The organism is Trinickia camelliae (assembly GCF_053525655.1).
Map to the genome: position 1 here is coordinate 332,716 of NZ_JBCHAA010000001.1, position 14,003 is coordinate 346,718.

Here is a 14,003-nt window from a genome sequence, read left to right on the forward strand (position 1 = left end):
GATCGAAGGAATCAGGAGGCGCTGGACGTCTTGCTTTTCTTGCCAGGCTTGCGACCTAAGCGGCGCTGGCCGGTAGCATCCACGCCGAGCCATTGCATCGCGACGAGCAGCGGCATCGTCATGATGAAAAAGAGGATCGTGTACGCGCTGCCGACTTCGATACGCAGCGACGCGTAGGTATCGGCGAGGCCGACGGGCAGCGTCTTCGTATCGGGCGTATGCAGCATCCACGTCAGGTTGAATTCGCCGATCGAGAGCGTGAGCACGGCGAGCGCGCCCGCGACGATGCCGGGCCGCACGTTCGGCAGCACGATCGTCGTGAAGCGTTGCCAGAAGGTCGCGCCGAGACTCGCCGCGCCTTCTTCGAGCGTGCGCAGATCGCTGCTGGCCGCGACGGCCGCGACGGCGCGCACCATGAAGGGCAGCGTGAACACCACATGGCCGACGACGATGAACGCCGCGCTCGTACGAAACGCGGTGATGCCGCCATAGAGCACGAGCAGCGCGAGCGCCGAAGCGAGACCCGGCAGCGCGATCGGCAGCACCAGCAGCTCTTCGACGATGCGCGACGCGCGCGTCTTGCTGCGCGCGAGCACGTATCCGGCGGGCACGCCGATGATGAGCGTAATGATCAACGTGGCGGCCGCGATTTCGAGCGACAGGAACACGGAGTCGTGATACTGCGTCCACACTTGTTCGAGCCACTTCAGCGTGAGTCCGCTCGACACGCCGCGGAAGTAGTTCACGGTCAGGCCCGCGAGGATCGACATCACGACCGGCACGATCAGGAACGCGCAGATCAGTAGCGTGACGGCCCATTGGCCGGCCGCGAGAAGATGGCGCAGCGAGAAGCCGTCTTTGACGCGCAGCATCGCGCGGCGCGTGGCGGAGGTTTCGGTGGGTGTTTCAAGCAGCGTGCTCATCGATTCGATGCCTCCTTCTCAAGCCGTGGCCGCAACAGCCGAACCCGTCACATTGCGTGCAATCGCCAGCACGAGCCAGGTCACCACGCCGAGCACGATCGACAACCCCGCCGCCGTCACCATGTTCGCGTTCAGCGTGAACTCGGTGTAGATCGTCATCGGCAATACGTCGATGTCGGTCGCGAGCGTGAACGCGGTGCCGAACGCGCCCATCGCCGTCGCGAAGCACACGGCGCCCGCTGCGATGAGGCCAGGGGAAAGCGCGGGCAGCACGATGTCGCGCATGATCTGCCACGGCGACGCGCCGAGCGAGCGCGCGGCTTCCTCGAGCGAGCGGTCGAGCTTCGTCGCGGACGCCATCACGGTCACGATCACGCGCGGAATCGAGAAATACAGGTAGCCGAAGAACAGACCGGTCATCGAATAGGCGAACACCCACTTGTCGCCGGTGAGCCGCAGCGACAGCGCGCCGATCAGCCCTTGCCGCCCCGCGAGCATGATCACCATGAAGCCGACCACGACGCCCGGAAACGCGAGCGGAAACGTGAGCAGCGCGAGCAGCGTGCGCTTGCCGAGGAATTCGCGGCGCGCGAGCAAAAGGCCCGAGATGACGGAGAGCGCGAGCGTGGCGAGCGTCACCGCGGCGGACAACGCGACCGTCGCGCCGAGGCTCCTCATGTAGCGCCCGTTGGCGAGCAGCGCGCGATAGGTATCGAACGCATGACCGTCGGCGCTCACCTGGACGAGCATGCCCATCGGCAGCAGCCAGAATGCGGCGAAGACGGCCAGCGCCGGCGCGATCAGCGCGATGCGCCAGCGCAGCGGAAACGTGATGTCGTGCATGGGAAAAGGTGCTTCAAGGGGCGGGGGAAGGGCGCGGGCGTGGCTTCGAACGCTGCGCCCTTCGTCACCGCGATCAAGGTCAATGCATGATCTGCAGATACTGTTCGCCGAATGCCTGCTGCTTCTCGGCCATCTTGCCGAAGTCGACGGGCTTGGCGCGCGCGTAGTCGCTCGCGGGAAGGAATTTCGAGGCGGCGTCCGCGCTCATCTGGTTCGCGCGCACGGGCCGCAGATACGCATTCGCCCACAGCTTCTGCCCCTCGTCGGAGAGCACGAAGTCGAGCACCTTCTTGCCGTTCGCTTCGTGCGGCGCGCCCTTCACGAGACTCATCACGTAGGGCACCGCGATCGTGCCTTCCTTCGGAATCACGAATTCGACGTTCGCGTGATCCTTGTACTTCGCGCGGTACGCATCGAAATCGTAGTCCAGCAGGATCGGAATTTCACCGGACAACACGCGCGCATAGGCAGTCTGCTTCGGCACGATCGGCGCATTCGCTTTCAGCTGACGAAACCAGTTGAGGCCTGGCTCGAAATTGTCCATCGAGCCGCCGAGCGCGAGGTTCACCGCCACTGCGCCCGCGTAGCCGACGAAGGCGCTCGACGGATCGAGATAGCCGATCATCCCCTTGTACTCGGGCTTGAGCAGATCGGCCCACGAACGCGGCACGGGCTTGCCTTCCAGGGCGTCCTTGTTGACGAAGAAGCCGAGCGTGCCCGAGTGGATCGCGAACCAGTAGCCTTGCGGGTCCTTCATGTTCGCGGGGATGTCGTCCCAGTGCGCGGGCTTGTACGGCTGGATCACGCCCTTGTCCTTCGCCTGGAACGCCGACGACACGCCGAGATACACCACGTCCGCCACCGGGCTCTTTTGCTCGGCCATCAACTGCGCGATCGCCTGGCCCGAGTTCTTGTTGTCGGAGGGCACGTGGATGCCGGTCTTCTGCTGGATCGCCTGGAGCTGGCTCGCCCAGTCGGCCCATTCGGGCGGGCAGTTGTAGCAGATCGCGGTTTCGTCGGCGTGCGCGGGCTGCGGCGCGGCGAAGAGCGCGAGGCCGGCGCCGGGCACGGCCGCGGCGACCAGCGCGGCGGCGCCTGCCTTGGCAAACAGACGGCGCAGGGGCGCGCGAACGGAAAATGAACGACGTGTCACAGCGGGTCTCCTTGCGGGCGAAGGGTAGGGGCTTATGGGGTGTTGCGGGTGATTCCGATGACGCGGGTTGAGGCGAGAACTAATGTGGCTGGCGCGCGTGGCTCACGTGGCTTACGTGGCGAGCGGTGCACTGCTCATCGTTGGCCGACGATGTCCGAGATCGCGCAAATCGTCTCGCCCGCGCGCAATGTATGCGGCAGCGTCAGCGAGAGCGATTCGCCATCGTCGGTGCCTTCGATGCGGTTCATGAGCCGTTGCCACGCCGCGCAGCCGATCTCGCGGTTCGGCGTGCACAGGCTCGCGAGCGGCGGCGACAGCAGTTCGCCGACCGCGAGGCCGTCGAAGCCGAGAATCGACATGTGCTCCGGCACCGCGTAAGACGCACGGCGCAGCCCGCGCATGACGACCATCGCGAGCAGGTCGTTGCTGCAGAAGAGCGCGGTGGGGCGGCTTGTGCCTGCTGTGCCCGTCGTCAGGTGCGCGAGCACCGAAGGCGCGAGCTCGTCGGCATTGAAATCGACTTCGAGCGCGGGCGCGGGCGTGAGGCCCGCTTGCTGCATCGCCTGCGAATAGCCGACGTAGCGCAGCCGCGCGCGGTCCGACTCGGCGAGCGTGCCGGCCAGCATCAGGATGCGCCGGTGACCGTGAGCGATCAGCGTGCGCACGCCTTCGTAAGCCGCGAGCCGGTTGTCCACCGATACCGCCGGACGGCGCACCGTGTCGTTGTGCATCAGGACGTAGCGCGGGCCCGCGTGGTCGAGCTCGTCGAGGAGCGGGTGCGTGTCGGCATCGGCGACGGTCAGGATGAGGCCCTCGACGCGTTGCGCGCGCAACGTTTCGATCGCATGGCGCTCGCGGTCGGCGTCGTATTGCGTCGTCATCAGCATGAGACGGTAGCCTTGCGCCGACGCCAATTCGTCGATGCCTTGCAGGCATTCGGCGAACACGGGGTTGGCGAGGGTGGGGAGCACCACGCCGATCAGGCGCGTGCGGTCGCTGCGCAACTGGCGGCCGAGCGGGTTGGGGGTGAACTGAAGCGCGTCGATTGCCTCGCGGATCTTTTCGAGCGTGACGCGATTCACGGAATGGGGGGCGTTGATCGCGCGCGAAACGGTCGCGATCGAAAAGCCGGCATAGGCGGCAACATCCTTGATGGTGTGTTTCATCCTGGTAGTGCGCTGATGTAATCGTTTTCGGTGAGGGGAATTATCTGGAAATAATATGTCCCTCACATGACGGTTTTGCGCACAGTTGGTGCATCGGGCGAACTTTCACGGCGGGACGTCGCCCACCAAACCGCCGCCGCGACGACCGAAACGGCGACGACTACCCCGAGCGCCACGTGCATCGCCGCCTGGAACGCGTGCAGCGACGAGATGAAGGTGCCGAAGATCGCCACGCCGAGCGCCGCGCCGCTCTGGCGCGCGGAATTCAGCACGGCCGCCGCGACGCCCGCGCGGCTTTTCTCGATGGTGCCGAGCGCAGGCGAGGTGGCGGCGGGGGAGATGAAACCCGACGCGAGGCCGATCGCGAGCATCGGCGCGATCGCCATCCAGTAGGGCGAGTGGGCTGTCGACAGCGTCATGCCGAGCGCGCCCGCCGCGTACAGCCCGAACGCCGCGCACATCGACCCGCGCTCGCCGAAGCGCTTGACGAGACGGCTCGAACCGAGCCCGCCGAGCGCGACCATGACGGTCATCGGCAGGAACGCGAGCCCGGCATCGAGCGGTGAATCGCCGCGCTCCTGCTGGAAGAACAGGCTGAACGTGAAGAGCATCCCGTAGAACACGAACGCGGACGCCATCGACACGATCGTCGATCCGCTGAACAAGGCGCTGCGGAAGAAATGGAGCGGCAGCATCGGATTGCTGCCGCGCGCCTCGATGACGATGAACGCGGTCCACGCGAGCACGCACACGGCGATCCCCGCCAGAATCACTGCCGAGGTCCAGCCCAGCACGGCGCCCTCGATCAGCACGGCGATCAGTGTGCCGAGCGCGACGATCGCAGCGGCCTGACCAGGCCAGTCGAAGTGGCGGCGCATCAAAGCCGCGTCACGCTCAACCGACAACGTCAGCCCAATGCCGGCGAGTCCGATCGGCACGTTCACGAAGAAGAGGCTGCGCCAGCCGAACAGATGGATCAGCAGCCCGCCGATCAGCGGCCCCGCCGCCATCGCGACGCCGCCGCAACCCATCCACAGGCTCACCGCCCCCGCACGCCGGGCCGGCTCGGGGTACGCATGGTTGATGAGCGCGAGCGAGCAGGGCACGAGCATCGCGCTGCCGATGCCCTGCAACGCGCGCGCCAGCGTGAGCGCCGCGAGATTCGGCGCCACGCCGCACAACGCCGAAGCGAGCGCGAACACGGCGAGGCCCGCGAGATAGACGTTGCGCGAACCGAGCCGGTCACCGAGCGTGCCGCCCGTCAGCAAGAAGCTCGCGAAAGTCAGCGTGTACGCGTTGACGACCCATTGCAGACCGGCCACGCCGCTGTCCAGCGTGTGGGCGATCGCCTTCAGGGCGACATTGACGATCGACGCATCAAGCAACACGATCGTGTAGCTGATGCAAGTCGCCGCGAGCACGCGCCGGGCCGTACGATTCGACACGCCGCCGCTCACGGCTGCGCAGCATGTCGAGCGGCCGCGGCCATGAGCGACTTGAAGCCGACCCATCCCCAATACACGCGATGATGGGCGATGAGCCCACCCTCGAGATCCATGAACTCGACGAGATCGACCTGGTCGCCTTCGGGCGTCTGCCGCGGGTACTCCCAAACCAGCTGCTTGCCGTTGGCGAAGAAGACACCGGTGCGATACCAGCGCCCAAGGCTCGCCGGAAGCTGACGCAGGCCCGCCGCGAAGAATTCGCGGATGTCCTGTCTGCCCACGAGCATGCCGTCGCCGCGCTCGGGCAGCGTCGCTACGATCAGCGGCGTTTCGAGGATGGCGTTCTCCGCGTAGAGCGACACGAGTCCGTCGAGATCGCGATTCGTGACCGATCGATGCCACGCCTCGTAGATGTGAAGAATTTCGGAGTCCGTGCTGGTTGTCATCGTAGTCGTCCTATCGGTTGAGTTTGATGACGAGCGTAGCAGCCGCTTTGGCTGGATGTTTCGACGCGGATCGAAACGTCGAGGCAAGGGGGCGCGCAGTTGGTGCATCCGCGGGGCGATGGTAGAATCGCGTCCGCCCTGCCCGGGTGATGAAATTGGTAAACATAGCGGACTTAAAAAATTGAGTGCCCGAGCCGGAAACGGCCGGTGCAGAACCCTTCAAATTCGGTGAAACCCCTGGCTCCCCACGCACTCGCGAATCGCTCGCGAGAGCCCTCGCAGCCGAGGCAACGCCGAGCCAAGCCCGATACCGGCCGCAACGGCCGCTTCTGGAAGGTGTAGAGACTAGACGGGGGGCGCCTACCGCTCGCCGCACGAAAAGCTCGTGTGGCATGCCACGGCGAAGGCATAGTCCAGCGCACGAACGGCGAAACGCAGATCGCCGGCTTCGAAAGATTCAGTGTGATGAAAATCCGCCGCTTAACGGCTTGCCGGTTCGAGTCCGGTCCCGGGCACCACATTCCCGCCTGTTAGCTTATCGAGACGCCTTGCGTGTCTCACTTGCCGGTGCGCAGATTAGGCGCGTTTTTGTATCGATCGCGTCGATTTCGCCAACCCTCGCTCGGCCATTGTCCCGATTCGAAGAATAGTGAATTCGGATCGTAGGTATTTACCCTAGACCGCTGCACTCCTACACTGACTTCCAATCGCTGCAGACAAACACAGAAGTTTGCAGCTTCGGAAATCAGATATTTGGAGGTAGTGATCATGAAATCGCTCATCAAGGCTGTTGCCGTCGCTCTCGTTCTTGCTGCTCCCGTTGCTTCGTTCGCGCAATCGAACCAGCCGGTGACGCGCGCTCAAGTGCGTGCCGATCTGGTCCAGCTCGAAAAGGCCGGTTATACCGTCGGCGGTGAAAACACCACCTATCCGGTCCAGATTCAAGCAGCCGAAGCCCGCGTCGCTGCGGCAAACAGCGTAGCGCAAGCGAACACGAGCGGCTTCGGTTCGGATGCGAGCGCCACGTCGCAATCGGGCCAGCGTAGCAAGACGTTCAGCAGCTACTCTGCTCCGATCTCGGTCTATGCCCATCCGTAATCGGTAATCCGGCCCGTTTCGAGCCGACGCGGGCGCCCACATGGGCGCCTGAGATCGAATCGACGCAAAGCAGAATGAGCAGTTCCAGTGGCTGCTTTGCCATCCACGCGAAATCTCCGTCGCTTGCCCTGGCGACTTTGCCCAGTCCGTTTTCGGACTGGGTTTTTTGTTTGTGCGCGCTTGTCGGCGCATCTCGGCACGCATCAGCAGTTCAATCGCACCGTCACAAGTGACACTTGAAAGCGATTTGTCATTGTGACGCGGCGAGCAACTATGTTTTCGCCATTTAGGTATTAACCCTTAAGAGTTGCGCGACTACACTGTCTTCATTGGCTCCGGACACAAGCGTTTGCGAGCCCTGACAAGACAATCTTTGGAGGTAGTTCATCATGAAATCGCTGATCAAGGCCGTTGCCATCGCCGCCATCCTCGCTGCTCCGGTTGTGTCGTTCGCCCAGCAGTCGAACCAGCCGTTGACGCGCGCTGAAGTCCGCCAGCAACTCATCGACGTCGAACAAGCCGGCTACAACCCGGCCCGTGCGAACGATTACAACTATCCGGCTGATATCCAGGCCGCCGAAGCGAAAGTCGCCGCGCAGAAGGCAGGCGAGCCGCAATCGCAAGCAACGGGTTACGGTTCGGCCATGAGCGCATCGTCGCAATCGGGCAGCGCGGCGCCGGCTGCCGGCACGAAGCCGATTTTCTTCGGTCAGTAAGCAGGCGAGGCCGGGACGGTAACCCGGCCGCCCAAGCTTTCCACGCAGCCGGAACACCCATCGCTTAGCGGCGTTCCGGCCGCCAGAAACTAGATGCCGGCCCGCAGTCGAGTCAAACGCATCAAGAAGGCCGGCTCAAGAATTTTGCCGTTACCTCCGCCGCCGGAAAACCGGTGGCTTCGCCCGGTCACCCTGTCCGGGCGCTTTTTCCCGTTCTGAACTCCGAATCGAAACCGGCTGTACCGGCTTGCCGCCGGTGCGCTGTATCGGGAAGCTCGCGCGTTCCGCTTTTATGATGCGGTTTTGTCAGCGAGCGATGTCTATGTCCCTGATCGATTTCGATACGTTTGCCGCAAGCTTGCCCGACGCCTGGAAGTCGTCGATCGTCGGGCACGTTGGACCCGCGCGGATCAAAGTCCTCAAGATGGATGAGCAAGCGTACGGCGAAGAGACGCACGACTACAACGAAGCGCTGATCGTCGCGAGCGGCGAGTTGAAGCTTCAGGTCGCTGGGGAAACCATCCTGGTCGGCGCGGGGCAAATGTATCTCGCCGAGGCCGGCGTGCCGCACGCGGTACTTCCCGGCAGTCACGGAACGCTGGTGATCGTCGACGTTTAGTTTGGCGTCAAGATAGCAAAGCTTTTCACGAAGCTGCATCCGCTGCTACAGTCATCCTCCCTTCACTCTGAAGCAACGAGGCCCGCAATGAAACTGGTTGGCATGCTGGATTCCCCGTTCGTGCGTCGCGTCGCCATCTCGATGGCAGTGCTCGGCATTCCGTTCGAACATCGCAATCTGTCGGTGTTTCGCACGTTCGACGAGTTCGCGAAACTGAATCCGATCGTCAAGGCGCCCACGCTCATCGAAGACGACGGGACCATGCTGATCGAATCGACGCTGATTCTCGATCATCTCGACCACAAGGTTCCGCCCGACGTGCGCCTCATGCCCCAGCGCGGTGCCGAGCGCACGCGTGCGCTGCAATTGGTCGGTTACGCGCTCGCGGCTGCGGAAAAGACGGTGCAGATCGTCTATGAGCGCGAGCTTCGGCCGCAGGAGAAGCAACACGAGCCGTGGCTCGTGCGGCTGCAGGGGCAGTTGTCTGCCGCGTACGATTTGCTCGAAAAGCAGATCGGAAGTACCGACGGCTGGCTCGTCGGCAATCGCATGATGCAGCCCGATATCAGCGTGGCGGTGGCATGGCGCTTCACGCAATACATCCTGCCCGGCATGATCGATCCGGCGCGCTATCCGGCGCTCGCCGCATTCTCGGCTCGTGCCGAGGCGCTGCCGGAGTTCATCAACGCGCCGCTCGAATAGTCGGGCGTCCGTTCATCGAAGTTTGACGCGCATCGGCTCTTGCGAGCCGATGCGCGCATGGTTTCCAAGCCCGCCTCCAAGCGTGCCGCCGCACTAGCCGCCGCGCACATTTGCGCCTCATCCGTCAGGTCTGCCCGATTGTTCGCTTGCGCCGACAAGTGACTTTCACTTTCGTGCATTTATCCGCACGACCCTCGTCCCTAGAATGGAACCCATCGAAACATAGAGGGCGTTGCGGGCCGAAAAACCGCACTGCGCGAAGGGGCGGAAATGAGGGACTTGATCGAAAAGCAGTTGTACAACCCGTCTGTGGTGCTGCCCATGGTCGCGCTGATGGAGATGCTCGTGTTCACCGATTTCAGCCTCGGCCGCGTGGGCCTCATGGTCGCGACCAGGGGTGCGCAGGCTGCGTTGACTCGGTCGCGCGAATTCATCTGCGCCCATCATCACAGCGCGTGTCACTAGTAAGATGGCGGGACCTTCATACCGCAAACCGCCACGTACGCGATGAGCGTCTTCCGCATCGGCCTGATTTCCGACACCCACAATCTCGTGCGTCCCGAAGCGCTGCAATGGCTTGCGGGATGCGACGCCATCATTCATGCAGGTGACATCTGCGCTCCGAACGTGCTCGATGCGCTCGCGCAAATCGCGCCGGTGACGGCGGTGCGCGGCAATAACGACTTCGGCGACTGGGCCGCGCACTTGCCGGTATCGACGACGCTCGAAGTGCAGCGCGTGAAGATCCACGTCGTGCACGACATCGCCGACTTGCATGCCGATACGCTTGCGGACGGTGTGCGCGTCGTCGTCACCGGGCACTCGCACAAGCCGCACGTCGAAGAGCGCGATGGCGTGCTGTTCGTCAATCCCGGCAGTGCGGGGCCGCGCCGTTTCAAGTTGCCGATCTCGGCGGGCATGCTCACGATAGAAGACGATCACGTCGAGGCTTCGCTGCATACGCTCGTCGCTTGAACAAAAAGGCGCAAAAAAGGCGCTGCACATCGTGTGCAACGCCTTTTTCGCTTCTTGACTGTGTGCTTAAGCGCGCACGGTTGCCGCCGGGGCGTAGACGTCGTCGTCCATCTCCTTGGCTTCACGCGCTTCACGGGCTTCGCGCACGAGCGCATGCGCTTCGGCGCGCGTCGCCACGGCGGGCGCCGAGCCCTTGAGCGGCTTCTGCGCGGTTTCCGCGAGCGCGACCACCGACACGATCCCGATCACCGCCGCGCCCATCAGGTAGTACGCGGGCATCATCAGGTTGCCGGTCGTTTCAACGAGCCAGGCGGTGACGAGCGGCGTCGTGCCGCCGAACAGCGACACGGAGACGTTGAAACCGATCGCAAGCGCGCCGTAACGGATCGCGGTCGGGAAGAGGGCCGGCAGCGCGGACGGCATCACGCCCGTGAAGCACGACAGCAGCGCCCCGAGGATCATGAGGCCGCCGAACACCGGCAGCGTTTCGCCGGTTTGAATCAGCATCAGCGACGGAATCGAAAGCAACAGCAGACCGACGCAGCCCGCGAGCATCACCGGCTTGCGCCCGATCGCATCCGACAGACGCCCCGCCGCGAGCGTGAGCGGCATCATCAGCACCATCACGATCAGCACGAGGAACAGGCCGTGCGTTTCGTCGAAGTGCAGCGTCGCCGACAAATAGCTGGGCAGGTACGACAGCGCCATGTAGTCGGTGACGTTGAAGATCAGCACGAGGCCGACGCACAACAGGAGCGGCTTCCATTGCGCGGCGAGCATCTTGCCGAACGACTGCTTCGGCGCGGCCTTATCGAGTGCTTCGCGTGCTTCGGCTTCGCGCTTGAAAGCGGGCGTTTCCTCGAGCTTCATGCGGATGTAGAGCCCGACGAGCCCGAGCGGCCCGGCGATCATGAACGGCACGCGCCAGCCCCACGAGAGCATCGCGTCTTCGCTTAACGTGGCCGTCAAGAGCGCGACCGTCCCCGCGCCGAGGATGTAGCCCGCCAGCGTGCCGAACTCGAGGAAACTGCCCATGAAGCCGCGGCGCTTGTCCGTCGAATACTCGGCGATGAAGGTCGCGGCGCCGCCGTATTCGCCGCCGGTCGAGAAGCCCTGCACGAGACGCGCGAGCAACAGCAGTGCCGGCGCGAAGATGCCGATCGCGCCGTAGCTCGGGATCAGGCCGATCGCGAACGTGCCGGCGGCCATCATGATCATCGTCATCGCGAGCACGCGCTGGCGGCCGATGCGGTCGCCAAGCGGCCCGAACACCATGCCGCCGATCGGCCGCACGAGAAACGCGGCGGCGAACGTGCCGAAGGTCGCGATCAATTGCGCGGAAGGGCTGCTCGACGGGAAGAACACTTTGCCGAGCGTCACGGCGATGTAGCTGTACACGCCGAAGTCGAACCATTCCATGGCGTTGCCGAGCGCCATCGCGCCGACGGCGCGCTTGAGCAGGCTTTTATCGACGACGGTGATGTCGTCGGCTTTGAGAAGGGCGTTTTCTTGTTGTTGGTTTCGCGCGGAGCCGTTAAGTGAAGCGGTCAAGGTCAAAAACTCCTGTGACTGAGCCGAATCGAGATGTGAATCGTGTCCCGATGCGGTCACGGTTGCCGAAAAAGCGCACGCTCGCGAGTTCGAGCCGGCAGCGGACAAATCGAAGAAAAAGAAACGCCCGTGCCTCGCGCCGAACACGCGAAAGTGCACTCGAGAGTGATGCTGCTGGTGCGGCGCCTGCCCGATGGGAGGGCAGATCGAACCGGCCGATAGCGTGAAGCTAGGGAACGAATCCCACGAGGACGTTTTCCTCGTTGGCCGGCACACGCCGTGTCAAGGCTTGGAACGAAAAAGGCCGGATGCCCGATGCGCTTCTGAGCGCTGCAACCGACAAGCCTTTCTGTGTCAAAAGTTATTCAATCTCGCCGCGGCGCAAGGTGGGCGCGCATGAAATTGAGCGCGAATGAAGGTGAATTGCTGTTGGAACGATGCAGATGGTATCACGTTGTAAGTGTTCGCTGCAAACCTGAGCTCGGCGGTGGGCCGGCCGAAGCGCTCGATCGCTTGGCTGGCGGGGGATTGCGGCGGGCACAGCTTTGCATGGGACCCAAGTAAGCGCTGAAGCGCCAACTTGGGTCGACAAAAAAGACCGGCCCGCATTGCGGGCCGGTCTTTTCGAATCATGCAGCTTGCGTTACTCAGCCTTGCGCCGGAGGAGGCACGAAGCCCGACGCCTGGTCGGCGCCGTCGCCGAAAAAGTACTTCTCCGTCTGCTTCATCAGGTACTGACGCGCGCGCGGATCGGCCATGTTCAAGCGGTTCTCGTTGATGAGCATCGTCTGGTGCTTGAGCCACCCCTGCCACGCTTCCTTCGAAACGCTTTCATAGAGGCGCTTGCCGAGTTCGCCCGGCAGCGGCGGGAAATCGAGGCCCTCGGCTTCCTTGCCGAGCTTCGCGCATTGAACCATACGGGTCATCTTGTCCTTCTCCTGTCATCGATGTGGGTGGCAGCTTAGCGTGACTTGGACGCGTTTGCTCAGAGCTGTTTCAACAGCACGAGCGATTTGCGCTGCCAGTTATAGAGGCGGCGGCGGTCTTCGGGCAGGTCGTCGACCGTTGCCTTCTTGAAGCCGCGCTTTAGGAACCAGTGCTCGGTGCGCGTCGTCAGCACGAAGATGTGCGTGAGGCCGCGCGCCCGCGCGCGCTGCTCGACGCGCTTCAAAATCCGCTCGCCGTCGCCGGAGCCCTGCGCTTCGGGCGCGACCGTCAAGCACGCCATCTCGCCGATGCGCTCTTGCGGATACGGATAGAGCGCCGCGCAGCCGAACAGCACGCCATCGTGCTCGATGACCGAGAAGTGGTCGATGTCGCGCTCGATCTGGTGGCGTCCGCGCCGCACGAGCGTGCCGTCGCTTTCGAGCGGCTCGATCAGTTGCAGGATGCCGCCGACGTCGTCCGGCGTCGCTTCGCGCAGGCTTTCGAGGTTCTCGTACGAGATCATCGTGCCGACGCCGTCGTGCAGAAACAGTTCGAGCAGGAGGCTGCCGTCGAGCGCGTAGGGCACGATGTGCGCCCGCGCGACGCCGCCGCGGCACGCGCGCACCGAATGCTTCAGATAGAAGCCCGCGTCGCCTTTCACCTCGCCGCTTTCATGCAGCTTGTACGCTTCGTCGAGCGACATTTCGGCGATCAGTTCGCTGTTCTCGTCCGTGAGGCCCTGGGTCTCGGTGAGGAAGACGATCTTGTCGGCGCGCAGCGCGATCGCAGCGGCGGAAGCTACGTCTTCCATCGAAAGATTGAACGCTTCGCCCGTCGGCGAGAAGCCGAGCGGCGAGAGCAGCACGAGCTTGCCGCTCGCGAGCGACAAGCGGATCGATTCCGCGTCGATCTTGCGCACGAGGCCCGTGTGCTGGAAATCGACGCCGTCGAGAATGCCGACCGGGCGTGCCGTCACGAAGTTGCCCGATACGACGCTGATGTGCGCGTGTGCCATCGGCGTGTTCGGCAAGCCCTGGCTGATCGCCGCTTCGATGTCGAGCCGCACTTCGCCCGCGGCTTCCTTGGCGGATTCGAGCGCGCGCGCATCGGTGATGCGCATGCCGTGCGAGAACTCCGACTGCACGCCGTGCAGATTCATCTGTTCCTCGACCTGCGGGCGCGAACCGTGCACGAGCACGATCTGGATGCCCATCGCCTGCAGCAGCGCGATGTCGGACACGAGCGCGTTGAGCAAGCCCTCGTGCACGACTTCGCCGCCGAAGCCGACCACGAAGGTCTTGTTGCGGAACTTGTGAATGTAGGGAGCGACCGAACGCATCCAGTCGACGAATTGGGCCCGTTCGGCGAGCGTTTCCGCATCCGGCGAGGTGCTCGGAACGGGCTCGGGCGCGGAAATGAGGTCGGTTTGAGAATTCATG

15 protein-coding genes are annotated in these 14,003 nt (G+C 63.8%); 6 read left to right on the forward strand and 9 right to left on the reverse strand.

Annotated elements, in window-relative coordinates; translation table 11 throughout:
• Positions 1-11 precede the first annotated feature (11 nt).
• The 6 genes from AAHK20_RS01540 to AAHK20_RS01565 form a co-directional block, all read right to left on the reverse strand.
• Positions 12-872: an ABC transporter permease gene (locus AAHK20_RS01540; protein ID WP_449180042.1), complete on the reverse strand. Its 861-nt coding sequence runs from the start codon at positions 870-872 to the stop codon at positions 12-14.
• Positions 873-941: 69 nt separating this feature from the next.
• On the reverse strand, positions 942-1,766 hold the full coding sequence (locus tag AAHK20_RS01545) for an ABC transporter permease (protein WP_449179667.1): 825 nt from the start codon (positions 1,764-1,766) through the stop codon (positions 942-944).
• Positions 1,767-1,845: 79 nt separating this feature from the next.
• Complete coding sequence (locus AAHK20_RS01550) at positions 1,846-2,919, reverse strand: ABC transporter substrate-binding protein (protein WP_449179668.1); 1,074 nt, start codon at positions 2,917-2,919, stop codon at positions 1,846-1,848.
• 134 nt (positions 2,920-3,053) lie between these two features.
• Positions 3,054-4,085 (reverse strand): substrate-binding domain-containing protein, encoded by a 1,032-nt coding sequence (locus AAHK20_RS01555; protein ID WP_449179669.1) that lies wholly within the window; start codon positions 4,083-4,085, stop codon positions 3,054-3,056.
• Positions 4,086-4,147: 62 nt separating this feature from the next.
• Positions 4,148-5,530, reverse strand: a complete 1,383-nt coding sequence (locus AAHK20_RS01560) for an MFS transporter (protein ID WP_449179670.1) — start codon at positions 5,528-5,530, stop codon at positions 4,148-4,150.
• Between the two features lie 8 nt (positions 5,531-5,538).
• Positions 5,539-5,976, reverse strand: coding sequence for a nuclear transport factor 2 family protein (locus tag AAHK20_RS01565; protein WP_449179671.1), 438 nt, complete (start codon positions 5,974-5,976; stop codon positions 5,539-5,541).
• A gap of 768 nt (positions 5,977-6,744) precedes the next feature.
• Between AAHK20_RS01565 and AAHK20_RS01570 the strand changes: the two genes are divergently transcribed.
• From AAHK20_RS01570 to AAHK20_RS01595, 6 genes are all read left to right on the forward strand, one after another.
• A complete protein-coding gene (locus AAHK20_RS01570) occupies positions 6,745-7,074 on the forward strand; it encodes a DUF4148 domain-containing protein (protein WP_449179672.1) in 330 nt (109 codons plus the stop codon).
• 389 nt (positions 7,075-7,463) lie between these two features.
• Positions 7,464-7,790, forward strand: a complete 327-nt coding sequence (locus AAHK20_RS01575; RefSeq protein ID WP_449179673.1) for a DUF4148 domain-containing protein — start codon at positions 7,464-7,466, stop codon at positions 7,788-7,790.
• Positions 7,791-8,112: 322 nt separating this feature from the next.
• A complete protein-coding gene (locus tag AAHK20_RS01580; protein WP_449179674.1) occupies positions 8,113-8,409 on the forward strand; it encodes a cupin domain-containing protein in 297 nt (98 codons plus the stop codon).
• Between the two features lie 87 nt (positions 8,410-8,496).
• Positions 8,497-9,111 carry a glutathione S-transferase family protein gene (locus AAHK20_RS01585; RefSeq protein ID WP_449179675.1) on the forward strand — a complete coding sequence of 205 codons (615 nt, stop codon included), beginning with the start codon at positions 8,497-8,499 and terminating at the stop codon, positions 9,109-9,111.
• 270 nt (positions 9,112-9,381) lie between these two features.
• The gene (locus AAHK20_RS01590; RefSeq protein ID WP_449179676.1) at positions 9,382-9,576 is read left to right on the forward strand and encodes a hypothetical protein; all 195 of its coding nucleotides are present in this window, start codon (positions 9,382-9,384) and stop codon (positions 9,574-9,576) included.
• Positions 9,577-9,618: 42 nt separating this feature from the next.
• The gene (locus AAHK20_RS01595; RefSeq protein WP_449179677.1) at positions 9,619-10,086 is read left to right on the forward strand and encodes a metallophosphoesterase family protein; all 468 of its coding nucleotides are present in this window, start codon (positions 9,619-9,621) and stop codon (positions 10,084-10,086) included.
• Positions 10,087-10,152: 66 nt separating this feature from the next.
• Here the strand turns inward: AAHK20_RS01595 and proP are convergent, their stop codons facing one another.
• From proP to argA, 3 genes are all read right to left on the reverse strand, one after another.
• On the reverse strand, positions 10,153-11,637 hold the full coding sequence (gene proP / locus AAHK20_RS01600; RefSeq protein ID WP_449179678.1) for a glycine betaine/L-proline transporter ProP: 1,485 nt from the start codon (positions 11,635-11,637) through the stop codon (positions 10,153-10,155).
• 647 nt (positions 11,638-12,284) lie between these two features.
• Positions 12,285-12,563 carry an oxidative damage protection protein gene (locus AAHK20_RS01605; RefSeq protein WP_449179679.1) on the reverse strand — a complete coding sequence of 93 codons (279 nt, stop codon included), beginning with the start codon at positions 12,561-12,563 and terminating at the stop codon, positions 12,285-12,287.
• A gap of 59 nt (positions 12,564-12,622) precedes the next feature.
• Positions 12,623-14,002 (reverse strand): amino-acid N-acetyltransferase, encoded by a 1,380-nt coding sequence (gene argA, locus AAHK20_RS01610; RefSeq protein WP_449179680.1) that lies wholly within the window; start codon positions 14,000-14,002, stop codon positions 12,623-12,625.
• Position 14,003 lies beyond the last annotated feature (1 nt).

What these genes read in the sequence shown, in the direction of transcription:
- AAHK20_RS01540 (WP_449180042.1), bottom strand. Translation starts at nt 872, where the DNA reads ATGCTGCGCGTCAAAGACGGCTTCTCGCTGCGCCATCTTCTCGCGGCC.
- AAHK20_RS01545 (WP_449179667.1), bottom strand. Translation starts at nt 1,766, where the DNA reads ATGCACGACATCACGTTTCCGCTGCGCTGGCGCATCGCGCTGATCGCG.
- AAHK20_RS01555 (WP_449179669.1), bottom strand. Translation starts at nt 4,085, where the DNA reads ATGAAACACACCATCAAGGATGTTGCCGCCTATGCCGGCTTTTCGATC.
- AAHK20_RS01565 (WP_449179671.1), bottom strand. Translation starts at nt 5,976, where the DNA reads ATGACAACCAGCACGGACTCCGAAATTCTTCACATCTACGAGGCGTGG.
- AAHK20_RS01570 (WP_449179672.1), top strand. Translation starts at nt 6,745, where the DNA reads ATGAAATCGCTCATCAAGGCTGTTGCCGTCGCTCTCGTTCTTGCTGCT.
- AAHK20_RS01575 (WP_449179673.1), top strand. Translation starts at nt 7,464, where the DNA reads ATGAAATCGCTGATCAAGGCCGTTGCCATCGCCGCCATCCTCGCTGCT.
- AAHK20_RS01580 (WP_449179674.1), top strand. Translation starts at nt 8,113, where the DNA reads ATGTCCCTGATCGATTTCGATACGTTTGCCGCAAGCTTGCCCGACGCC.
- AAHK20_RS01585 (WP_449179675.1), top strand. Translation starts at nt 8,497, where the DNA reads ATGAAACTGGTTGGCATGCTGGATTCCCCGTTCGTGCGTCGCGTCGCC.
- AAHK20_RS01590 (WP_449179676.1), top strand. Translation starts at nt 9,382, where the DNA reads ATGAGGGACTTGATCGAAAAGCAGTTGTACAACCCGTCTGTGGTGCTG.
- AAHK20_RS01595 (WP_449179677.1), top strand. Translation starts at nt 9,619, where the DNA reads ATGAGCGTCTTCCGCATCGGCCTGATTTCCGACACCCACAATCTCGTG.
- AAHK20_RS01605 (WP_449179679.1), bottom strand. Translation starts at nt 12,563, where the DNA reads ATGACCCGTATGGTTCAATGCGCGAAGCTCGGCAAGGAAGCCGAGGGC.
- argA (WP_449179680.1), bottom strand. Translation starts at nt 14,002, where the DNA reads ATGAATTCTCAAACCGACCTCATTTCCGCGCCCGAGCCCGTTCCGAGC.